This window comes from Streptomyces sp. WAC 04229 (assembly GCF_003947455.1).
In the GTDB taxonomy this organism is placed as follows: domain Bacteria; phylum Actinomycetota; class Actinomycetes; order Streptomycetales; family Streptomycetaceae; genus Streptomyces.
Genome location: NZ_QHJH01000028.1, coordinates 40416 through 61933, shown reverse-complemented (window position 1 = coordinate 61933; position 21518 = coordinate 40416). Strand labels below are relative to the sequence as shown.

The following is a 21518-nucleotide window of genomic DNA, read 5'->3' as shown; positions in this document are numbered from 1 at the left end:
CCACCCGTCCGGGACGACTTCGACCGGCCGCGTCTCGCCGTTCCCTGGGCGACCCTGCGCCGCCATCCGGACCCCTCCTGGCTGAACCTGACCGAGCGCCCGGGCCACCTGCGGCTGCGTGGTGGCCAGTCACTCGGCTCCACCCACGGCCAGAGCCTGGTGGCGCGGCGCCAGCAGGCCAAGGAGTTCGTCTTCTCGGCCCGCGTCGAGGCCGCGCCGCGCTCACCGCTCCAGATGGCGGGCATCGTCCACTACTACAACTCGACCCTCTGGCACTATCTGCACCTGACCTGGGACGAGAACCTCGGCCGGGTGCTGCGCGTCGGACTGTGCGCCCACGGCCGGTACTTCGAGCCCGCACCCCCGGTGGCGGTACCGCCCGGCGCCGTGGACCTGCGGCTGACGGTCCGCGGGGCGCAGGGGGCCTTCGCCTGGCGCGGCAGCCGGGCGTCGGGCTGGCGGCGGATCGGTCCCGACCTCGACGTCACCCGGCTCTCCGACGAGAGCGCGACCCTCGGCGACCCGTCGACCGGACACTTCACGGCGTGGGGGTTCACCGGAGCCTTCGCCGGACTGTGTGCCCAGGACCTCACCGGCGCCCGGATGACCGCCGACTTCGCCTGGGCGGAGTACCGGCACACGCCGCCCGGCCCCGACGAGGCGGGGTGAGCCCGGCGGAGGGACCATGGCAGACTCCTGCGTGGCGGCCCCCGGAGTGGCGGAGTACGCACCACCCAGCGGAACGGACACCTCGAATGACACTCGCATGACGGCGGAGAAGCCCGACGCCCGGACCCGGGTCACCCTGAGCATGATCGCGTCCGAGGCGGGGGTGTCCGTGTCCACGGTCTCCAAGGTCCTGCACGGGCGCTCCGACATCTCGACGGACACCAAGGACCGCGTCGAGGCGGTCATGGAGCACCTCGGATACCAGCGCCGTCCTCCCCGCCGCCGTGGCGCCGTCATCGACCTCGTCCTCAACGAACTCGACAGCCTCTGGTCGGTGGAGATCATCCGCGGGGTCGACGAGGTGCTCCACGAGGCCGGGGCGAGCATGGTCCTGTCCGCGGTGCACGGACGCAGCTCCGACACCCGGGAGTGGATCGACCAGCTCGCCGCCCGCCGCAGCAACGGGGCGATCCTCGTCGTCTCCGACCTCACCCCGCAGCAGCGCAAACGGCTGGCCGCGCTGGAGGTCCCGTTCGTCCTGCTCGACCCCGTCGGCAGCGTGGACGCGCTGGTCCCCACCGTCGGCGCCACCAACTGGGCAGGCGCGGTGAGCGCCACCCGGCACCTGATCGACCTCGGCCACACCCGGATCGCCCACCTGGCCGGCCCCCGGCACGTGCTGTGCAGCAGAGCCCGTGCCGACGGCTTCCGCGCCACCATGGAGTCGGCCGAACTCCCCGTGCCGGCGGGCTGGGTGCCGCACGGGGAGTTCAACGACGCCTCGGGCCGCGCCGAGACGGTCCGCCTGCTGGACGCGGCAGAGGCCGCCGGGGAGGCACCGCCCACCGCCGTCTTCGCCGCCAGCGACCTGCAGGCCCTCGGCGCCTTCGAGGCGCTGCGCGAACGCGGTTACGCCATCCCGGACGACGTCGGGCTCGTCGGCTTCGACGACCTCCCCGTGGCCCGCTGGACCCACCCGCCGCTGACCACGGTCCGCCAGCCGTTGCAGGACATGGCCTCGATGGCAGCCCACACCCTGCTGCGCATCATCGACGGCGAGCCCGCCGACCGGCTCCGGCTCGAACTCCCCACGCAACTGGTGGTGCGGGGCAGCACTGCCCGGCGGGCCACACCGTGATCCGTGCCGGTCAGACCCGCTGCAGCCGCCAGAGCTGCGGCTGGAGGCCGTTGCAGGTCCACTGCCGGACGTTGCCGCCCGGTGCCCGGGAGCCCTCGGCCACGTCCAGGCACCGGCCGCCGGCGCGGGCGACCAGCCGGTAGTAGCCCCGGCCCGCGTTCTCCAGCCGCCAGTCCTGGGCGGCCGACCCGTTGCAGTGCCACTGCCGGACGTTCGCGCCCGGCGTGGCGGAGCCGTTCTCCACGTCCAGGCAGTGGCCGCTGTTCCGGCCGGTCAGCGTGAAGTGGCCGCCGCCGCGGGCGCGCACGGTCCAGTCCTGCGGACCGAGCCCGTTGCACGTCCACTGCTGGACGTTGCCCCCGGGCTCCCGCGAGTCGGCCGCGACGTCGAGGCAGTGCCCGCTGTTCGCGTTCACCAGCCGGTGGAGCGCGCCGTCCACGACGCCCGCCGCGTCACCGGTGCCGGTGAGGCTCCCGGTGGCGAAGTACGGCTTGCACACCGAGCCGTCCCAGTCGGTGGCGATCTCCAGCACCCGCCGGCCGTCCGCCGACGGCAGCAGCGGCGAGCTGTAGTTCTGGCAGTAGTTGACCTCCGGCGCCGGCACCGCGACCGGCGCCTCGATCTCGTACCAGGGCCCGCTGCCGTTCTCCGTGTTGGCGAGGATGGTGCGGCCGCTGTCCGCCGCGGGCGTGCCGTCCTTGTTGAGCAGCCGCTGCGCGATCAGCAGCAGCCGTCCGTTCGGAGCGCCGTCCGGGGAGGGTGCCCAGGCGACGGTGGGCGCGGCGCGGAGGTACTTGCCGTCCACCGTCTCCGGCCGGTACCCGAGGAAGGCGGGGTCGCCCCAGTTCCACCCGTCCGCCGAGGTCCGGAAGTGGACCACGCACTGGTACTGGCCGCCGGGGTTGCAGATCTCGAAGCTCATGAAGTAGCTGCCGTCGGGCAGTTGCCGCACCATCGGCATGCCCGGCCGGTCCGCGGACCAGCCGCTCGCCACGGTGTCGTGGTGGCCCTGCCAGTGGACGCCGTCGTAGCTGCGCGCGGCGACCAGCTTCTGACTGTGCCCGGGGTCCGTCTCGTCCGAGTAGTGGCAGACCAGCGCGCCGTCCGCGGCCACCGAGAACTCCGGTTCCCACAGACCGCCGGTGCCGCCCGCGACGGCACAGGAGGAGAGGTAGGACCAGGTGCGTCCCACGTCGTCGCTCCGCCAGATCCTGAGCGCCATCCGCCGGTCCTGCTCGTCCTGACCGGCCGACGAGGCCCACAGCAGCGTGCCGGCCCGCAACCCGCCGACCTGCCGGGGCAGTTCGAAGAGCGTGGCGCAGCACAGGCCCTGGCCCGCCGCGGAGTCCGGGTCGACGACCCGGCCGACCTCGCGGAAGCTCGCACCCTGGTCCGTGCTCTCGTGGATGGCGCCGACGCCGTTGCTGCCGTCGAAGGTGACGACGCTCGCGAGGACGCGCCCGTTGGCCGCGCCGTTGTGCGCGAGCCGGACGGCGCGCGGGTAGAGACCGGTGCCGTCACGCAACGGCGTTCCCGTGGCGGCGGGGGAGACGGCCGGGGACCGGCCGGACACCTGCGGTGTGCCGGCGGTGGCGGGAACGGCCAGGGACAGGCCGAGGACACCGGTCAGCAGAGTGAGCGCGGCCCGGGCCCGGGCACGCCGGAGAAGGTGGTACAGGCGGAGGATCACGACGGTCTTCCTTCCTGCGAGGACGAAATCGGCGCCAGGGTAGAGCCGCGTGTACATCGATGTAAACAGGAGGGACGCCTTAGGTCTCGCTGAAGGAAAATGTTTGTTTCTAGCTCTTACTGAAGGACTTCGTTGAAGTCTGTTTCCGTGCTACGTTCCCCGCGTCTCAGTCGCTCACCCACGTGTGCCCCTGCGCTCAGGAGGAGTTCGATGCGACGCTTCATCGCCTGTCTGGCGGCTCTGCTGATGTTGACCGGAGGTGCCTTGCTCCTCGGCGGCACCGCTTCTGCGGTTGTCATGCCCAAGACACCTCCGCTGTCGACTCCGTGGACCGGCCAGGTGTCCACCACCAACCCCCTGCCCGAGTACCCGAGACCCCAGATGACGCGGCCGGAGTGGCAGTCGCTCAACGGGGAGTGGGAGTTCCTCAACCCGCCGGCCGACGGCTCGGGCAACGTCGACCGCAACGCCGCACCGCCGACCGGCCAGACCCTGCCCGAACGCATCCTGGTGCCCTACCCGGTGGAGTCGGCCCTGTCCGGCATCATGCGCAACGACAACCGGGACCTCATGTTCTACAAGCGGTCCTTCACCGTCCCGCAGAGCTGGAACGGGAGACGGGTGCAACTCCACTTCGGGGCCGTCGACCACGAGGCCACCGTCTGGGTCAACGGCACCCGGGTCGCCTCCCACAAGGGCGGCTACGACCGCTTCGAGGCCGACGTCACCCCGCAGCTCAGGACCGGCGCCAACGAACTGATCGTGCGCGTCTACGACCCGACCGACGGGCGCGGCGAGAAGCAGACCGTGGGCAAGCAGGTGAACAACCCCGGCGGCATCTTCTACACGCCCACCTCCGGAATCTGGCAGACCGTCTGGATGGAGCCCACACCCGTGTCGTCGGTCTACTCCGTCGACGTCCGGCCCAGCCTGTCGGACAACACCGCCCGGGTCCGCGTCTTCACCCGGGGCAACGTCGACGGCCACACCGTGCTGGCCGAGGCGATGAACGGCACGACCGTCGTGGGCCGCGCCACCGGCGGCTTCACCGAGTTCTCCGTACCCGTCCCCGACGCCCGCCGCTGGTCGCCCGACGACCCCTTCCTGTACGACCTGCGGGTCACCCTGCGCAACGCCTCGGGCGCCGCGGTGGACACCGTCACCAGCTACTTCGGCATGCGCGAGATCGGCACCAAGAAGATCGACGGGGTCATGCGCCCCACGCTCAACGGTGAGTTCGTCTTCCAGATCGGCACCCTCGACCAGGGCTTCTGGCCCGACGGCCTCTACACCGCGCCCACCGACGACGCCCTCGCCTTCGACCTGCGCAAGCACAAGGAACTCGGCTTCAACATGGTGCGCAAGCACATCAAGGTCGAGCCGGCCCGCTGGTACTACCACGCCGACCGGCTCGGGCTGCTGGTGTGGCAGGACATCCCGTCCACACCGGCGTTCGACCACGCCCGGACCCCGGCGCAGACCGCGCAGTTCGAGACCGAGGCGCGCGAGATCGTCGACGAACACCGCTTCTCACCGGCCGTCGTCACCTACGTCCCGTTCAACGAGGGCTGGGGCGAATGGGACCTCGCCGCCACCCGGCGCGTCACCACCGCTCTGGAGAACCAGGACCCGACGCGGCTGATGAACCCGCACAGCGGCTACAACTGCTGCGACTCCAGGGGCGACCCGGGCACCGGCGACATCATCGACTGGCACGTCTACACCGGCCCCGACGCACCGCGCCCCTCCGACACCCGCGTCTCCGTGCTCGGCGAGTTCGGCGGCGTCGGACTGCGCACGCCCGGCCACGAGTACAGCCCCAACGGCCAGTTCTTCGCCTACGAGCAGGTCACCAGCCGCGAGCAGCTGAACGACCGCTACACCGGCATGGTGCGCGACGTCCGGCAGCTCATGACGGCCAAGGGGCTGTCCGCGTACGTCTACACCGAGATCACCGACGTGGAGGGCGAGTACAACGGCCTGCTCACCTACGACCGGCGCGTGCAGAAGGTCGACACCGAGCAGGTACGCCAGGCCCACACGGCGCTCCTCGACGCCTCCCGCAACCTCAACGCCCCGGCCGGCCTCACCCTCGGACACGTCCGCTCGTTCAGGGTGACAACGGCCGGGCACACCGACCGCTACCTGCGGCACGCCGACTCGGCGGCCCGCACCGACGTACTGAGCACCGGTTCCGCGGACGGCGCGCGCCAGGACGCCTCCTTCCGCACCGTCGCGGGACTGGCCGACCCGCGCTGCTTCTCCTTCGAGTCGGTCAACCAGCCGGGCCGCTATCTGCGGCACGCCGACAGCAGGGTCCGCATCGACTCCGACACCGGCGGCCCGTTCGCCGCCGACGCCACCTGGTGCTCCCGGCCGGGCCTGGCCGCGGGCGGCGTCTCCTTCGAGGCGTCCAACCAGCCGGGCAGCTACCTGCGCCACTACGCCGACCAGGTGTACCTGGCCCGCGGCGGCGGCCCGAACCCGTGGGACACCAGCACGTCCTTCGCCGCGGACGCCACCTGGAACGCCGGGGAGCCGGCACTGTGGCGCAGCTCCGTCCTGCTGCCCACCGACCGGCGCCAGTCCCTGCGGGTGACCACGTGGGGTCACACCAACCGGTACCTGCGGCACGCCGACAGCCTCGCCCACACGGAGACCGTCGACGCGAACAGCTCCGGCCTGCTCAAGCAGGACGCCACCTGGACCCTGCGGCGCGGGCTCGCGGACTCGTCGTGCTACTCCTTCGAGTCGGTGAACTACCCGGGCCGGTTCCTGCGCCACGCCGACAGCCGGGTCCGCACGGCGACCGACGACGGCTCGGCCCTCTTCAGGCAGGACGCCACCTTCTGCGCCCGCCCCGGAATCGGCGGTCCGGGCGTCACCTTCGAATCGATCAACATCCCGGGCTCCTATCTGCGGCACTTCGAGTCCGCGGTGTACATCGCCTCCGGAAGCGGCGCCCCAGACGCCTACAACCGCCCGCAGACCCTCACGGCCGACGCGACGTGGAGCATCGCGGCGCCCTGGGCACCCTGACCGAACGCGCACCGAGCGACCGCGGACCTCTCCGGGCAAGAAAACCCGCGCTCCCCTCATACCTCTCCCTCCCGGCGACGAATACCTGACAGACGGCAAGACGTCCGACAGGCAGCGGCCCAGGGAGCCCTCATGACGGGACAGCGGCTAGAGGTACGGGAGACAGCCCCCGCCCACCTTCCCGGAGAGTCCGCGGATTCCCCGGCCGGCCATACGCAGGAGACGTTCGCCAGGCTGCTCGCCGACGTGGTCCACGTGGAGCAGGTGCACCCGGACAGTCACTTCTTCAACGACCTCGGCGCCGACTCCCTGGTGATGGCACACTTCTGCGCCCGGGTCAGGAAGCGGCCGGACCTGCCGTCCGTGTCGATGCGCGACATCTACCGGCATCCGAGCGTCGGTGCCCTGACCGCGGCGCTCGCGCATCCGCCGACGCCGGCTCCCGAGCCGGCGACGATCGTGGCCCGGGCGCCGGTGGCACCGGAGTCGCCGGCCGGCCGGCCCCACCACCTGCTCTGCGGCGTACTGCAAGTCCTGAGCTACTTCGGCTACGCGGGGCTTCTCGCCGTCGTCACCGCCCTGGGCTACGACTGGATCTCCGCCGGAAGCGGCCTGCTCGACACGTATCTGAGGTCCGTCGGGTTCGGCGCCGTGCTCCTCGTCGTCCTGTCCGCCCTCCCGGTGATCGCGAAGTGGCTGCTCGTCGGCCGGTGGACGCCGACCCGGTTCCGGGTCTGGAGCCTCGTCTACGTCCGCTTCTGGCTGGTCAGGACGCTGATCCGGACGAGCCCCCTCGCCCTGTTCGCCGGAACACCGCTGTTCCCCCTGTACCTGAGGGCGCTGGGGGCGCGCGTCGGCCGAGGAGTGACGTTCCTTTCGCGCGGCCTGCCCGTGTGCACCGATCTGCTGACGATCGGCGCCGGCGCGGTCGTCCGCAAGGACTCGCTGCTCAGCTGCTACCGCGCCACCGACGGAGTGATCGAGACGGGCCCCGTCGCCCTCGGCCCCGACGCGGTCGTCGGTGAGGCGACCGTGCTGGACATCGGCACCTCACTCGGGCGCGGCTCCCAGCTGGGCCACGCCTCCTCGCTCCACACCGGCCAGGCGGTCCCGGACGGCGAGCGCTGGTACGGGTCGCCCGCGCAGCCCGGCGGACCGGACTTCCGCCGGGTGGAGCCCGCCCGCTGCGGCACCGCACGGCGCGCCGGCTACGGAACCGTCCTCCTCCTGACGGCGCTGCTGGTCTACCTGCCGGTCGCGGTGGGGCTGGTCGACGTACTGGGCTCCCGCGTCCTGGAGGGTGCCTCGGTGCCGGGCCAGGGACCCGTGACACCGGTCAACTGGGTGTTCTACGCCGACCTGCTGGTGGTCACGTCCGCGGCCTTCTTCGGTGCCGTGCTCCTCGCCATCCTGGTAGTGGGGACCGTCCCGCGTCTGATGAGCCGGTGGGTCGTCCCCGGCCGGACGTACCCGCTCTACGGCCTGCACCACGGCCTGCACCGGGCGACGGCCCTGATCAGCAACCGGAGGTCACTCACCCGGCTGTTCGGCGACAGCACGAGCATCGTGCACTACCTGCGGTGGATCGGGTACGACCTGTGCCGGATCGAGCAGACCGGCTCGAACTTCGGAACCCAGGTCAAGCACGAGAGCCCCTTCGTCAGCGTGGTCGGCACCGGCACCATGGTCGCCGACGGCCTCTCGCTGATGAACGCCGAGTACTCCGGCTCCTCGTTCCGGCTGAGGCGGACCGCCGTCGGCGCGCACAACTTCCTCGGCAACCGCATCGCCTACCCGCCGGACGGCAGGACCGGCGACAACTGCCTGCTGGCGACCAAGGTGAACATCCCCCTCGACGGGCCGCTGCGGCACGACGTCGGCCTGCTCGGCTCCCCCTCCTTCGAGATCCCGCGTTCGGTGCCGCGGGACAGCACCTTCGACGAGCTGAAGGAGGGCGACGGGCTGCGCCGCCGTCTGGCGGCCAAGAACCGCCACAACGCGACGACGATGGCCTGTCACCTGTTCACGGGCTGGCTGTTCTTCTTCTGCGTCAGCCTGCTCTACGCCTCGGCGGCGAGCCTGTACCCGCAGTGGGGCACGGCGGTCATCGCGCTGGCCAACGCCGTCCTGCTGCCTTTCGCCCTCGCGTACTTCGTCCTGGTGGAGCGGGCCGTCGTCGCCCTGCATCCCCCGGGACCGCTGTTCTGCTCGATCTACGACCCCCGGTTCTGGCTGCGCGAACGCTACTGGAAGATTCCCTCGGAGACGTACTTCCGGATCCTCAACGGCACCCCGTTCAAGAGCGTCCTGTGGCGCATGCTCGGCGTCCGGGTCGGCGCTCGGGTCTTCGACGACGGCTGCAGCCTGACCGAGCGCCAGATGGTCACCATCGGCGACGACTGCACCCTCAACGCGGGGAGCGTCGTGCAGTGCCACTCGCAGGAGGACGGCACCTTCAAGTCGGACCGCAGCGCGATCGGTTCGGGCTGCACCCTGGGCGTCGGCGCCTTCGTGCACTACGGCGTGACGGTCGGCGACGGGGCCGAACTGGCGGCGGACGTGTTCCTGATGAAGGGCGAGACCGTCCCCGCCCGCGCCCACTGGACGGGCAATCCGGCCCGCCCCGTGTCCCACGGCGACGGAGGCGAATCGTGATGGCGACCGCGACGACCGAACGGCACGCCCCCGTACCCGAGGCACCGGCCGGCACCGGCGGAACGGCCGTACCGCGCTGGACGCGCACGCCCGTGCCCGGCACGGCCGAGCACACCGTCACCCTCCCCGACGCACTGACGGCGGTCCTGCACCGGCGGGCCGGTGAACTCGGCGTACCGCTCAGCGCGATCGTGCTGGCCGCGCACGCCAAGGTGCTGTCGCTGCTCTCCGGCGACCGCACCGTCCGTGCCGGGCACCGAACGTCCGGCTCCGGACCGCTGCCCTGGGAACTGACGATCCGCCCCGGCACCTGGGGCGACCTCGTGCACGCGGCCCGGCGGGCGGCGCCGACGCCCACCACCCGACCGACGCCCGCGCCAGGCTTCGAGGCCGTCCTCGACCCGGCCGGCGACGCGTCCACGGCGCTCCCCGACGGCACCGTCCTCGCCGTCACGGCGGGGGAGCGGGACGGCCGGCGCGTACTGCGCCTGCGGTACCGCACCGACGCCCTGGACGCGGACTGCGCCGCCCGGATCGGCGGCTACCACCTGGCCGCCCTCCGACAGATCGCCGCCGACCCCGGCGCCCACCACGACCGGCGGACCCTGCTCTCCCCGGACGAGGTCCGCCGCCAGCTCGACGGACTCGCGGGACCGCGCAGGGACCTGCCCGACCGCCGCGTCCACGAACTGTTCGAGGAGCGCGTCCGGATCCACCCCGAGGCCGTCGCCGTCGTACACCGGGACCGGCACTGGACGTACCGGGAGCTGGACACCCGCGCCAACCGGCTGGCGCGCGCCCTGCTCACGGAGGGGGTGCGCCCCGAGGACGTGGTCGCGGTGGCGACCGAGCGCGACCTGAACTGGACCGCCGCCGTCCTCGCCGTCCTCAAGGCCGGGGCCGCCTACCTGCCCGTCGACCCGCACTACCCGCCCGACCGCATGACCACCATGCTCGGCCGCGCCGGCTGCCACCTCGTCCTCACCGAACCGGACAGCACGGCCAACCTGGACCGGGCCCTTACCGCCCTGCCCGGCACCCGCGCCCTGCTCGTCCCGGACGTCACCGAACGGCCCGCCGACGGGACCGCCCCCGCCCTGCGCGTACCGGCCGACGGGCTCGCCTACGTCTTCTTCACGTCGGGCTCCACCGGGGAACCCAAGGGCGCGATGTGCGAGCACGCGGGCCTGCTCAACCATCTGCACGCCAAGATCGACGACCTGGGCATCGACGAGGGCACGGTGGTGGCGCAGACGGCGTCGCAGTGCTTCGACATCTCCCTGTGGCAACTGCTGGCCGGTCTGCTGACCGGCGGACGCACCCTGCTGATCGGCCAGGACGCGATCCTGGACGCCGACCGCTTCCTCGACACGATCACCGAGGGCCGGGTCGGCGTCCTCCAGCTCGTCCCCTCCTACCTCGACGTCGTGCTGAGCGCGCTGGAACGCCGCCCCCGCGAACTGCCCGACCTGCGGTGCGTGTCGGTCACCGGCGAGGAGCTGAAGGGCGGACTCGTCCGGCGGTGGTTCGGCTCCGGGCCCGGCGTCCGCCTGGTCAACGCCTACGGACTGACCGAGACGTCGGACGACACCAACCACGAGGTGATGGACGGGCCGCCCGCCACCGGCCGGACCCCACTGGGCCGCCCCGTCCAGAACGTGCGCGTCTACGTCGTCGACGACCACCTCGACCCCGTCCCGCTCGGAGCCCCGGGCACCATCGCCTTCTCCGGCGTGTGCGTCGGCCGCGGCTACGTCAACGACCCGGAACGCACCCGCGCCGCCTACCTGCCCGACCCGCACCGGCGGGGTGAACGCCTCTACCTGGGCGGTGACATCGGCCGCTGGCGGCCCGACGGAAAGCTGGAATTCCTCGGCCGTACGGACGCGCAGGTGAAGATCCGCGGATTCCGCGTCGAACCCGGCGAGGTGGAGAACGCGCTGCTGCGGGTCGCCGGGGTCCGGGACTGCGCCGTCGTCGTGACCGGCGCCCAGGGGCACGGCCGGCAACTGGCCGCCTTCTGCGCCGGCGACCGGCGCGTGTCCGCCGGCGAACTGCGCGAGCGGCTCGCGAACCTGCTGCCCGCGTACATGGTCCCGGCCTCCTTCCACCTGGTGGAGAGCCTGCCGCTCACCCCCAACGGCAAGACCGACCGGAAGGCGCTGGCCGCCCTCGCCGAGGAACCCGCCGCCCCGGGCCACGACGACCGGACCCCGCGCACACCCACCGAGGAACGGCTCGCGTCGGCCTGGGCGAACGTACTCGGCCTGCCACCCGACCGGATCGGCCGGTGCGACGACTTCTTCGCGCTCGGCGGTACCTCCCTGTCCGCGGTGCGGCTCGCCGTCGCCCTCGACCGGGCGGTCTCCCTGCACGACCTCACCCGCCACCCGGCACTCGCCGATCTGGCCCGCCTGCTCGACACCCGGACCGGCGCCGGATCCGCCCCACCGGCGGCCGGGACCTAAAGACACCTCCGAAGGAGGACCCCATGCTGTCCGCACTGTTCCGCAAGCACCCCGCCGCCCCGGCGCAGGCCCCGCCCACCGCGATCGTCCCGGTGCCGGACAGCGACGCACCGCCGGTCCTTCAGACCCCGGCCCCCGCCGACCCCGCGGCCTGGGTGGCCGAGCACCGGGACACCCTGCGCGGCCTCGTCGCCGAGCACGGCGCGCTCACCGTCCGCGGTCTCGGCCTGCGCGACCCGGCCGGTGTCGGGGCGGTCCTCGACCGGCTGGCCGCCACTCCGATGACCGAACGGGAGGGCTTCGCCGCCCGCGACCGCCACGCGGAGGGCGTCTACTCGTCGTCGGCATGGCCGCAGAACCAACCGATGTGCATGCACCACGAGATGAGCTACGCGATCCGCTGCCCCGGTCTCCTGCTGTTCGCCTGCCTCCGGCCGCCCACCGCGGGCGGCGCCACCGCCGTGGCCGACTCGGCCGCCGTACTGCGGTCGCTGCCCCGCGAGGTCGCCGACCGGTTCGAGCGCGAGGGCTGGATGCTCACCCGGGCCTACCACGACGAGATCGGCACCTCGCCCGAGCAGTCCTTCGGCACCGGCGACCGGGCCGGGGTCGAGGCGTACTGCCGCGCCCACGCCATCGACTGGTCCTGGCAGCCGGACGGCTCGCTGCGCACCCGGCAGCACCGCGGCGCCGTGGTCCGCCACCCGGTCTCCGGTCTGCGCTGCTGGTTCAACCAGATCGCGTTCCTCAACGAGTGGACCATGGCCCCCGATGTCCGGGAGTTCCTCGTGGAGGAGTACGGGTCCGGCGGACTCCCCTTCAACACCCTGTACGGCAACGGCGACCCGGTGTCCCCGGACGTCGTGGAGCAGATCAACAAGACCTACGAGGCGCACACGGTACGCCGGCCCTGGCAGGCCGGGGACCTGATGATCGTGGACAACATCCGTACCGCGCACAGCCGGGAGGCGTACGAGGGACCGCGCGAGGTGCTGGTGGCGATGGGCGACCCCGTACCGCCGCACGCTCAAGGATCCGAAGGGACGGCGACATGACCACCGTACGACCCGGCACAGCCGCGACCGCGCTCGCGGACACACCGTCCGTGCCGCCCTTCGCCGTCATCCCCGGCAGTCAGGTCCAGGAGGCCCTGCGGGGACAGGAGAAGGCCGTGGTGGACGTCGTGGAGGAGACCTACCGCCTGCACGGCGCCGGCCGCACCGTCAACCCGCCGTCCTCCTTCCTCCGTTTCACCGACCGGCCCACCGCACGGATCATCGCGCTGCCCGCATCCCTGGGCGGCGACCACGGCGTGGACGGCATCAAGTGGATATCGAGCTTCCCCACCAACGTCCCCTCCGGCTTCCCCAGGGCGTCGGCCGTCCTCGTGCTCAACGACCACGACACCGGTTACCCCTTGGCCTGTCTGGAGAGCTCCATCATCAGCGCCTCGCGGACCGCCGCGTCCGCCGCGTCGGCCGCCGACCGGCTGAGCCGGGGGCGGGTCCGCCCCGCCCGGGTGGGCTACGTCGGAGCGGGCCTCATCGCCCGGTACATCCACACCTACCTCGCGGCCACCGGCTGGTCGTTCGACGCCGTCGGCGTGCACGACGTGTCGGCCGAGAGCGCCGCCGGCTTCCGGACCTACCTGGAGCAGTCCGGGGCCGCCGGCCGGGTCACGGTGCACCGCGGCGCCGAGGAACTGGTCCGCAACAGCGACCTGATCGTCTTCGCCACCGTCGCCGATCGGCCGCACATCGACGAGCCGTCCTGGTTCCGCCACAACCCGGTGGTGCTGCACGTGTCCCTGCGCGACCTGGCCCCCCAGGTGCTCCTGTCCGCCACCAACGTCGTCGACGACATCGACCACTGCCTCCGGGCCTCGACCTCGCCCCACCTGACCGAACGTCTCACCGGCAGCCGCGCCTTCCTGCACGGCACGCTCGACGACGTGATGGCCGGCCGGGTCACCGTTCCGGCAGACCGGCCGGTGGTCTTCTCGCCGTTCGGCCTCGGCGTGCTCGACCTGGCCGTAGGCAAGTTCGTCTACGACGAGGTGGCGCGGTCCGGGGAGCTGCGGATCATCGACGACTTCTTCCACGAACTGAGGCGGCACGGCTGAGACCGTCCCGCCGGGCCACCGGACTTATCCGAGGAGAGCATCGTGCCAGTCATCACCACCCCTCAGTCCTTCAACGAGGAAGACCTCTACGTCGACCTCGCCCCGATGCTCGGGCACCGGCTCTTCCTCAAGTGCGAAGGCTTCAATTTCGCCGGCTCCATCAAGCTGAAGGCGGCCACCGAGATGGTGGAGTCCGCCGAACGCAGCGGAACGCTCTGTCCGGACTCCGTCCTGGTGGAGTCCTCCTCCGGCAATCTCGGTGTGGCGCTGAGCATGATCGCGGCGAGCAAGGGATACCGCTTCGTCTGTGTGACGGACTCCCGCTGCAACCTGACCACCCGGCTGATGATGGAAGCCCTGGGCAGCCAGGTGCACGTCGTCTCCGACGAGCACGCCACCGGTGGCCTGCTGGGCGCGCGGCTGGCCCACGTGCGGGCCCTGTGCGCCGCGGACGCGCACTATGTCTGGCTGAGCCAGTACACCAACGCCGACAACTGGCGGGCCCACTACTTCCGGACCGCTCCCGCGATCGCCCGCCGGTTCCCGCGTCTGGACGTGCTCTTCATCGGCGTCGGGACCACCGGCACCCTGATGGGATGCGCCCGCTGGTTCCGCTCCTGGCACCGGCCGGTGCGGATCGTCGCCGTGGACAGTGTCGGCTCCGCCATATTCGGGGACCCGCCGGGCCGCCGGATGATCCCGGGCCTGGGCATGAGCACCCGGCCGCCGCTCCTCGACGAGGCGTACGTGGACGAAGCGGTGCGCGTCGACGAGGTCGACACGATCCGCACCTGCCGGAGTCTGGCGCGGCGCGGTTTCCTCTTCGGCGGTTCAACCGGCACCGTGGTCAGCGGCGCGGCGAACTGGCTGGCCCGGCACGGGACGCCCGGCGTCACCCCCGTGGCCATCGCACCGGACCTCGGTGAGCGCTACCTCGACACCGTCTACCAGAGCAACTGGGTACAGGCCCTCTACGGCGACGACGCCCTCGGCCCGGAAGGGGTCACGCGGATCACGCGGGGAGGGCGATGACGCCGAGAGGCTTGGTGGTGGGCTGGGGTGAGCCGCCGGCGGGTTCCACCGTGATACCGACCGTGGTCGCCTGCCGGAGCGGCCCCTCCATCACGTGCGCCAAGTCCCCGCCCGTGCCGGGCAGCAGCCCGGCGGGCCAGTGCTCGTCGCCCCTTGCGTACCAGAGTTCGTAGACCTGGTCGCCGCTGAGCGGCGGGAGACCGGCCGCGATGAACGCGGCCTCGCCCTCGGCACGCGAGGTCACCACGCTCGCTGTCGCGCCGTCCGACAGTGTCGTGGTGCTGATGGTGGCGTCGGAAGCGGCCAGCACACTGGCGAGCGCCTCGGCGCCGGCCCGGGCCTCGTGGACCTCTGCCCGGGCCGTGTCCGCTTCCGAGTGCTGCCACCAGGCGATCCCCCCGAGGGCCGCGGCCGCCGCGACGGACACTGCGAGGGCGAACCCCAGCGCACGTCGGCCCCTGCGTCGCCGCCGCGCCGCAAGAGCTGCGGCCTCCAGGTCACGGTCGGGGGCGACGCGGCGTTCCTGACGTACGGTCCCGATCTGCGCGAGCACTCGCCGCCGCACCTCCGGGGAGGGGGCGCGGTACTCCGCCGCGGCCAGCAGTGCCACCGTCGCCGCCAGTTCGTCGGCCTCCTCCCGGCAGGCCGGGCAGCTCGCCAGGTGGTTCTCGAAGTCGGCTTCCTCGTCGGGAGGCAGGGCGCGCAGTGTGTAGGCACCGACGTCGAGGTGCGGGTCGCCGCCGCCCGCGGTCATGTTCCGGTCTCCACACACTCGCGCAGGCGCCGCAGCCCCTCACGCATCCGTGACTTGATGGTGCCCGCGGGGGCGGCGAGGGAATCGGCCACCTCCGCGTAGGTCAGGCCCTCGTAGTAGGCCAGCACCAGGGGCAGCCGCAGCTTCCGGGACAGCTCCGCCAGGCAGCGGAAGACCGTGCGGTGCTCCTCCCGCTCCTCGACCTCCTCGGCGACGGCGTCGAAGGGCCGGTCGAGTTCCGCGGCGCCGGTGCGCAGCTCACGGGCGCGGCCCGAGACCACGGACCGCACCCGGTCCACGGCCCGCCGGTGCGCGACGGTCAGCACCCAGTTCCGGGCGGCGCCCCGTTCCGGGCGGAACCGGTCGGCGGTGCGCCACACCTCCACCATCACGTCCTGGGTCACCTCCTCCGCCTGCGCCTCGTCCCTCAGAACCCGGAAGGCCAGACCCGTCACCGACGGCGCCAGGGCGTCGTAGACCCCGGCGAACGCCTGTTCGTCGCCGGCGGCGGCACGGGTGAGCAACTCGTCCACCCGGCTCTCACCGGATGACCGTTCCGCGCCCGTTTCGGCTCCGTCGTCCATTCCGCTCCTCCGTGCTCTGCTCGACACTGGGGCATCCCAGCGGGGAGCGCACGCGGTCGGGAGCCGTCCGCCTGACGCGTTCACCTCCTTGCGGGACGACGGGAGACGTGAAGGCCGCACAACCCTCACTCATGGTTCGTAGCCGCCGCCCCCTTGGATGCCGGTCGACCCGGGCGGTCGGAGCCCGGCCCACGCGACCGCCCGGCCGGCCCCGCTCGTCCGGCGCCGCGTGCGCCGCGCCTGCCGACCCGCACCGGACCCGGCCTCCCACGCATCCGTCACCGACATCGGGGCATCCGGCACGTACGGCAACTCAACCGGACGGAAACAGAGATGAGAGTGACGACGTGTCGTTTCCCGAACACCCCGCATCTTCCGGTCACGCCCACCAGACGCACCACGACGCCGGCATGAGGCGCTCCAACGGCATGGCGGTCGCCGCCCTCGTCCTCGGCATCCTGGCCGTCCTGCTCTTCTGGACCGTCGTCGGCGGGGCCCTGCTCGGCCTGCTGGCCCTGATCTTCGGCATCATCGGCGCGCGCAGGGCGCGCGGCGGACGGGCGCCGCGCCGTGGGATGTCCATAGTCGGTGCCGTACTGGGCGGGCTCGGTCTGATCGCCTCCGTGGTGATCATCGCGATCGGTGCGTCCATCCTCAACTCGGACGAGTTCAAGGACTTCGACGACTGCGTCCGGCACGCCGATTCGCAGAGCGAACGGGACGCCTGCGCCGACGACTTCGAGCAGGACGTGAACAACTGACGTGGCCCGCTCGCGACGAGGCCCGGCGCGTCAGAGCGGCCGCTCGGCCGGGAGGTCGCTCGGACGCTCGCCGGGCACGAACGTCACCTGGGGCGCGCCCGTACGGGGATGCACGCTCACCTCTCCCACGACCCCGTACACGTCGGCGAGCAGCGCCGGCGTGAGCACCTCGGCCGGCGGTCCGGACGCCACGACCTCCCCCTCGCGCAGGACGTGGAGGCGGTCGCAGTAGTACGCGGCCAGGTTGAGGTCGTGCAGGGCGAGGAGCACGGTCGCCGGCAGCCGCCGCAGTACGTCGAGGACCTCCAGCTGATGGCGGATGTCGAGGTGGTTGGTCGGCTCGTCGAGGACCAGCAGGGCGGGCCGCTGGGCGAGGGCGCGGGCGATGAGGACCCGCTGGCGTTCGCCGCCGGAGAGCCGGTCGAAGGGGCGGTCGGCCAGCCGGACGGCGTCCACCGCGGCGAGGGCGTCGTCGATGACGGCGGCGTCCTCAGCCGTGTCGCCGGCCAGCAACCGTTTGTGCGGCGTGCGGCCCATGGCCACGACCTCCCGGACGGCGAGGTCGAAGTCCGCGGCCGAGTCCTGCACCACGGCCGCCACCGTGCGCGCGAGTCGCCGCGCGGTCATCGACCAGGTGTCGGCGCCGTCGACGCGGACCGTGCCGGTGTCCGGGCGCAGGACGCGGTAGACGGCTCTCAGGAGGCTGGACTTGCCGCTGCCGTTCGGACCGACCAGGCCGATCACCTCGCCCGCCGAGGCGGTCAGCGAAACGTCGCGCACCAGGTGGCGTGCTCCGGCGGTGAGGGTGACGCCCTCGACGGACAGGTCGGTCGCGGCGCTCATGCCCCTCCTCGGTCGGTGCCGCGCCGGGCGTCCCGGCGCATCAGCCACAGGAAGAACGGCCCGCCGCACAGCGCGGTGAGCACGCCGACCGGGATCTCCATGGGCGCGGCGACGGTGCGTGCGGCGATGTCGGCCCAGATCAGGAAGACCGCTCCGGCGAGCGCGGCCATGGGCAGCACCCTGCGGTGGTCGCCGCCGACGAACAGCCGTACCACGTGCGGGAGGATCAGGCCGACGAAGCCGATCGGGCCGGACGCCGCGACGAGTACGCCGGTGACCAGGGACAGCAGCACGAACATGCGGGCCCGGAAACGGGCGACGTCCAGGCCCATCGTCGTCGCCGCCTCCTCACCGGCCAGCAGCAGGTTGAGGTTGCGGGCCTGCACCAGGAGCACGACGATGCCCAGCAGCACCGCCACTCCCGGCAGCCACAGGGTCTGCCAGTTGACGCCGCCGAGACCGCCCAGGGTCCAGGCGAGCACCGCCCGGGCCTCGTTGCCGCGGTCGGTGGTGAGCAGCAGCAGGTCGAGGACGGCCGTGAGCACCGCCGCGACCGCCACCCCGGACAGGACCAGACGCGTCGAGGTGATGCGTCCGCCGGTGCGGGCGGTGGCGTACACGATCACCAGCGCGCCGAGGGCGCCGGCGAACGCGGCGGCGGACAGCGACAGGGGTCCGAGGAAGCCGACGCCGAAGACGATGACCGAGACCGCGCCGAGGGAGGCGCCGGAGGAGACGCCGAGCAGGTACGGCTCGGCGAGCGGGTTGCGGACCAGCGCCTGAAGGGCGGTGCCGACCACCGCGAGACCCGCACCGGTCACCGCTCCCAGCAGGACGCGCGGCGCCCGTACGTCGAGGACGATGGTCTCCCGCGCGCGGGACCAGTCCGGTTGGGTGAGGTCGGCGCCCAGGGCGTGCGTCACGATTCCCCAGACCTGGCCGGGCGGCACCTGGACCGAGCCGATGGCCAGACCGGCCGTCACGGAGGCCACCAGCAGGGCCGCCAGCGCGAGCGACGTCCCCGCCATCGTCGTACGCCCCGCCCGGCGCGACCGGGCGGCCGACGAGTCCGGTTCGGCTACCGCCTTGGTGGCGGTGCCCGTCACCGGAAGCTCGCGGGGTGCAGTCCGCGGGCGAGGTCACCGACCGCGTAGGCCGACCGGATGCCGACCAGGGTCGCGGTCAGCGGCAGGACGACGAACCGCTTGTTCCTGACGGCGGGGACGTCGGCGAGGGCCGGCTGGGAGAGCAGGAACTTCTTCTTCTGCTCGACGCTGCCGGCTCCGGCGTAGTCGTAGATCGCGATGACCTCGGGCCTGCGCTCGACGACCTGTTCCCAGGAGACGTCGCCGAACACCTCGTCGAGGTCGCCGAAGACGTTCTTGCCGCCGGCCAGCCGGATGAGGTCGGTGCCCAGGCCCTTGCCGCCCGCGGTGAAGGCGCTCTTGTCGCCGCTGTCGTAGACGAAGACCGGCACCTCCGGTTCGCCCTTCACGGCGGCGGACGCCTTGGCGACACGGCTCTGCAGGTCGGCGGTCAGCGCGTCGGCCCGGTCGGGGACGCCGAAGATGCTCGCGACGGTACGGATCTCGGCGTAGGTGTCCTTCATCGTCACCCTCTTCTCACCGCAGTACTCGCGGTTGAGGTAGGTGTCGATGCCCGCGTCGGCGAACGCCTTGCGGGAGCGGCCCTCGTTCTCGGCGAAGGCGCTGCCGTAGCCGCCGTAGACGAGGTCGGGCTCGGTGTCGAGGATCTTCTCGAACGACGGTTCCCGCTCGGCGAGTTCGGGAATCGCCTCGTAGTCCTTCCGCAGCTCCGGCAGGACGGCCGAGTCGGGGAAGGCGGTGCCGACCATGCGGTCCTTCAGACCGAGCGCGAGCATCAGCTCCGCGGGGTGCTGATGGATGGTGACCACCCGGGACGGCGGCTTGTCGTAGGTCGTCTTCACACCGCAGTTGTCGATGGTGACGGGGAAGCCCGCGAGGGACGACGCCGCTGCCGGACCGCCCTGGCCGGCGTCGTCGGTCCCGCCGGACGAGCCGCATCCGGTGGTCGCCAGGGCCGCCGACAGGGCGAACGCCGCGGCCGTGCCGCGCAGGCTCCGGCGGCGTCGGGCAGGGGAGAACAGGGCTGACACGTAAGCCTCCTGGGGAGTCCGCGCTCCTCGGATCGGGCCCGCGACAGGTCAGTGTCCTGACTCCCGGGCCTTCGGCCCCCGGCTGCCCGGCCGATGGGCGCGGGGCAGGTCGAGGGCGTGACGCCCGGTCACAGTGGCGGGACCGTGCCGGATTCGCACCGGCTTCCTGTCTCCCGTCGCGGCTATGACCTGGCGATATTACGTTCCTTTGGACCGGGAGCAAAGCGTGGGTGTTCAGAGGGCACGCAAGGCTCGTACACGGGCGGGGCCCCGCTGACAGCTCCGGGGACGGGATGCGAGGATGCCCGGAGCAATTGGGCGACGGCGGCCCGAGGAAGCCGGTGCGAATCCGGCGCGGTCCCGCCACTGTGATCGGCGAGCGAGCCCCCACACGACCACTGCCCGCACCGGGTGGGAAGGGGTGGGGCGGGCGACGACCCGAGAGCCAGGAGACTCACGCGGTCGCCTCCTCGACGGACCACCGGGGCGGATCTCCCCGGGGAGAGGGACGATGCCGTATGCCCGCACCCGCCGGCCCGGCCGGAACGACGCCCGGCGCACCCGCAGACCCGACGCCCTCACGCGTCGTCGTCTGCCGGGACTGCTGTTGTGGCACCCCGAAGATCATCGGCGTCGACCACGCGGCGCAGACGGCGCGTCTGCGGGCCCGGGTGCCCGTGCGGGTGTCGGACTGCCTCGACGTGTGCGAACAGGCCAACGTGATCGTCGTGCAGCCCTCCGCGGCGGGCCGCGCCGCCGGCGCCCGTCCCGTCTGGCTCGGACTGGTCAACGACCCCGACGCCACCGAGGACATCGCCGACTGGGTCCGCGCCGGCGGCCCCGGCGTCGCACCGCGGCCCGACGTCCTCGACCTGTACGCCATCACGCCCCCGCGACGCGGCCCGGCCTCCTGACTCGGCGCACACGAGGAGGAACCGGTGCCCGGAAACCTTCAGGCGGCGCCCGCCGACGTCACCGCCGCGCTGCACGACGTGGCCGCCCTCGGGGGCTTCTTCGTGCTGCGCGCCGGGGGTGGAGATACGGGCTGGCATCCGGTCGGCCTCTCCTACGCGCGGGGTTTCACCGACCTCGCCGAGACCGTCGCGCACCGCCACCGCGCGCCCGAAGCGAGGATCGGCGTGTCCATCGCCCACCTCGGCCACGTCGCGCGTCTCTGGTCGCCCGCTCTGGCCTGCGTACTCCTGCACGGCATCGTCCTCGACCTGAGCCGGCTGGAGCGCGCCGACGACGGCCCGGCCCTGCGCATGCCGCACCCCGCCGGTCTGCGCGTCGGGGCACCTCCGTCTCCCGCCCTCGCCCTCTACGGACAGGTGACGGCCCACCTGGAGGCGCTGGCCCAAGGACTCCGCGTGAAGGTCGCCCCGCGGCTGCTGGACGGCAATGCCGCCTCGGCGCTCGTCGAGGCGGCCCGCGCCCTGCTGGCGGCGCATCCCGAACTGCGCGAGCCGCTCACCGGCCTCACCACCGAACTGCTGAACACCGGACGGCTCGTGGGTACCGGAGAGATCACCGGACCGGATCTCACGTTCCGGCGCCGCAGTTGCTGCCTCTACTACCGCGCGCCGAACGGCTCGAAGTGCGGCGACTGCTGTCTGGCGGGATAGC

Annotated in this window: 16 protein-coding genes, 2 pseudogenes and 2 riboswitches; of the genes and pseudogenes, 12 read left to right on the top strand and 6 right to left on the bottom strand. The window is 72.5% G+C overall.

The genetic code is table 11. From position 1 onward, the window contains the following. Together DMH12_RS39030 and DMH12_RS11215 are read left to right on the top strand one after the other, a co-directional pair. Positions 1-669, top strand: a pseudogene (locus DMH12_RS39030) (glycoside hydrolase 43 family protein); the annotation flags it as partial. Between the two features lie 97 nt (positions 670-766). Further along, positions 767-1807 (top strand): LacI family DNA-binding transcriptional regulator, encoded by a 1041-nt coding sequence (locus DMH12_RS11215; protein WP_125491421.1) that lies wholly within the window; start codon positions 767-769, stop codon positions 1805-1807. Positions 1808-1817: 10 nt separating this feature from the next. On the opposite strand, the gene DMH12_RS11210 is transcribed toward DMH12_RS11215, so the two are convergent. After that, the gene (locus DMH12_RS11210) at positions 1818-3497 is read right to left on the bottom strand and encodes an RICIN domain-containing protein (RefSeq protein ID WP_125491420.1); all 1680 of its coding nucleotides are present in this window, start codon (positions 3495-3497) and stop codon (positions 1818-1820) included. A gap of 210 nt (positions 3498-3707) precedes the next feature. Between DMH12_RS11210 and DMH12_RS11205 the strand changes: the two are divergent. The 7 genes and pseudogenes from DMH12_RS11205 to sbnA form a co-directional block, all read left to right on the top strand. Continuing rightward, positions 3708-6038: pseudogene (locus DMH12_RS11205) on the top strand (AbfB domain-containing protein); the annotation flags it as partial. A gap of 54 nt (positions 6039-6092) precedes the next feature. Beyond that, positions 6093-6536 (top strand): AbfB domain-containing protein, encoded by a 444-nt coding sequence (locus DMH12_RS40460; protein ID WP_399187058.1) that lies wholly within the window; start codon positions 6093-6095, stop codon positions 6534-6536. Between the two features lie 132 nt (positions 6537-6668). Beyond that, a complete protein-coding gene (locus DMH12_RS11200) occupies positions 6669-9191 on the top strand; it encodes a Pls/PosA family non-ribosomal peptide synthetase (protein WP_125491418.1) in 2523 nt (840 codons plus the stop codon). Beyond that, positions 9191-11659, top strand: coding sequence for an amino acid adenylation domain-containing protein (locus DMH12_RS11195; RefSeq protein WP_125491417.1), 2469 nt, complete (start codon positions 9191-9193; stop codon positions 11657-11659). The genes DMH12_RS11200 and DMH12_RS11195 overlap by 1 nt, the downstream gene beginning before the upstream one ends. Positions 11660-11682: 23 nt before the next feature. Next, complete coding sequence (locus DMH12_RS11190) at positions 11683-12714, top strand: TauD/TfdA family dioxygenase (RefSeq protein WP_125491416.1); 1032 nt, start codon at positions 11683-11685, stop codon at positions 12712-12714. Then, positions 12711-13781 carry a 2,3-diaminopropionate biosynthesis protein SbnB gene (sbnB, locus tag DMH12_RS11185; RefSeq protein WP_125491415.1) on the top strand — a complete coding sequence of 357 codons (1071 nt, stop codon included), beginning with the start codon at positions 12711-12713 and terminating at the stop codon, positions 13779-13781. Before DMH12_RS11190 ends, sbnB begins: the two co-directional genes overlap by 4 nt. A 42-nt stretch (positions 13782-13823) precedes the next feature. After that, positions 13824-14813 (top strand): 2,3-diaminopropionate biosynthesis protein SbnA, encoded by a 990-nt coding sequence (sbnA, locus tag DMH12_RS11180; RefSeq protein ID WP_125491414.1) that lies wholly within the window; start codon positions 13824-13826, stop codon positions 14811-14813. Here sbnA and DMH12_RS11175 read toward each other — a convergent pair. Together DMH12_RS11175 and sigK are read right to left on the bottom strand one after the other, a co-directional pair. Further along, entirely contained in the window at positions 14794-15567 is a 774-nt protein-coding gene (locus DMH12_RS11175; protein WP_125491413.1) for an anti-sigma factor, read from the bottom strand. The genes sbnA and DMH12_RS11175 overlap by 20 nt on opposite strands. Next, the gene (gene sigK / locus DMH12_RS11170) at positions 15564-16151 is read right to left on the bottom strand and encodes an ECF RNA polymerase sigma factor SigK (RefSeq protein WP_125491412.1); all 588 of its coding nucleotides are present in this window, start codon (positions 16149-16151) and stop codon (positions 15564-15566) included. Before sigK ends, DMH12_RS11175 begins: the two co-directional genes overlap by 4 nt. Positions 16152-16498: 347 nt before the next feature. On the opposite strand from sigK, the gene DMH12_RS11165 reads away from it, so the two are divergent. Next, positions 16499-16912, top strand: a complete 414-nt coding sequence (locus DMH12_RS11165; RefSeq protein WP_125491411.1) for a DUF4190 domain-containing protein — start codon at positions 16499-16501, stop codon at positions 16910-16912. A gap of 30 nt (positions 16913-16942) precedes the next feature. On the opposite strand, the gene DMH12_RS11160 is transcribed toward DMH12_RS11165, so the two are convergent. The 3 genes from DMH12_RS11160 to DMH12_RS11150 are packed head-to-tail and all read right to left on the bottom strand — an operon-like array spanning position 16943 to position 19883. Beyond that, complete coding sequence (locus DMH12_RS11160; RefSeq protein ID WP_125491410.1) at positions 16943-17755, bottom strand: ABC transporter ATP-binding protein; 813 nt, start codon at positions 17753-17755, stop codon at positions 16943-16945. Further along, positions 17752-18861, bottom strand: coding sequence for an iron ABC transporter permease (locus DMH12_RS11155; RefSeq protein ID WP_260474178.1), 1110 nt, complete (start codon positions 18859-18861; stop codon positions 17752-17754). Before DMH12_RS11155 ends, DMH12_RS11160 begins: the two co-directional genes overlap by 4 nt. Then, a complete protein-coding gene (locus tag DMH12_RS11150) occupies positions 18858-19883 on the bottom strand; it encodes an ABC transporter substrate-binding protein (protein WP_185832252.1) in 1026 nt (341 codons plus the stop codon). The genes DMH12_RS11155 and DMH12_RS11150 overlap by 4 nt, the downstream gene beginning before the upstream one ends. A gap of 37 nt (positions 19884-19920) precedes the next feature. Beyond that, positions 19921-20100, bottom strand: a riboswitch (cobalamin riboswitch). A gap of 123 nt (positions 20101-20223) precedes the next feature. Continuing rightward, a riboswitch (cobalamin riboswitch) is annotated at positions 20224-20348 on the top strand. Between the two features lie 62 nt (positions 20349-20410). Here DMH12_RS11150 and DMH12_RS11145 point away from each other — a divergent pair. Both DMH12_RS11145 and DMH12_RS11140 read left to right on the top strand, forming a co-directional pair. Continuing rightward, complete coding sequence (locus DMH12_RS11145) at positions 20411-20806, top strand: (2Fe-2S) ferredoxin domain-containing protein (protein WP_185832248.1); 396 nt, start codon at positions 20411-20413, stop codon at positions 20804-20806. 24 nt (positions 20807-20830) lie between these two features. Further along, positions 20831-21517 carry a (2Fe-2S)-binding protein gene (locus DMH12_RS11140; protein WP_125491408.1) on the top strand — a complete coding sequence of 229 codons (687 nt, stop codon included), beginning with the start codon at positions 20831-20833 and terminating at the stop codon, positions 21515-21517. Position 21518 lies beyond the last annotated feature (1 nt).

Coding starts and splice junctions, on each gene's coding strand:
- DMH12_RS11190 (WP_125491416.1), top strand. CDS start 11,683: ATGCTGTCCGCACTGTTCCGCAAGCACCCCGCCGCCCCGGCGCAGGCC.
- DMH12_RS11175 (WP_125491413.1), bottom strand. CDS start 15,567: ATGACCGCGGGCGGCGGCGACCCGCACCTCGACGTCGGTGCCTACACA.
- sbnB (WP_125491415.1), top strand. CDS start 12,711: ATGACCACCGTACGACCCGGCACAGCCGCGACCGCGCTCGCGGACACA.
- DMH12_RS11195 (WP_125491417.1), top strand. CDS start 9,191: ATGGCGACCGCGACGACCGAACGGCACGCCCCCGTACCCGAGGCACCG.
- DMH12_RS11200 (WP_125491418.1), top strand. CDS start 6,669: ATGACGGGACAGCGGCTAGAGGTACGGGAGACAGCCCCCGCCCACCTT.
- DMH12_RS11145 (WP_185832248.1), top strand. CDS start 20,411: ATGCCCGCACCCGCCGGCCCGGCCGGAACGACGCCCGGCGCACCCGCA.
- sigK (WP_125491412.1), bottom strand. CDS start 16,151: ATGGACGACGGAGCCGAAACGGGCGCGGAACGGTCATCCGGTGAGAGC.
- DMH12_RS11215 (WP_125491421.1), top strand. CDS start 767: ATGACGGCGGAGAAGCCCGACGCCCGGACCCGGGTCACCCTGAGCATG.
- DMH12_RS11160 (WP_125491410.1), bottom strand. CDS start 17,755: ATGAGCGCCGCGACCGACCTGTCCGTCGAGGGCGTCACCCTCACCGCC.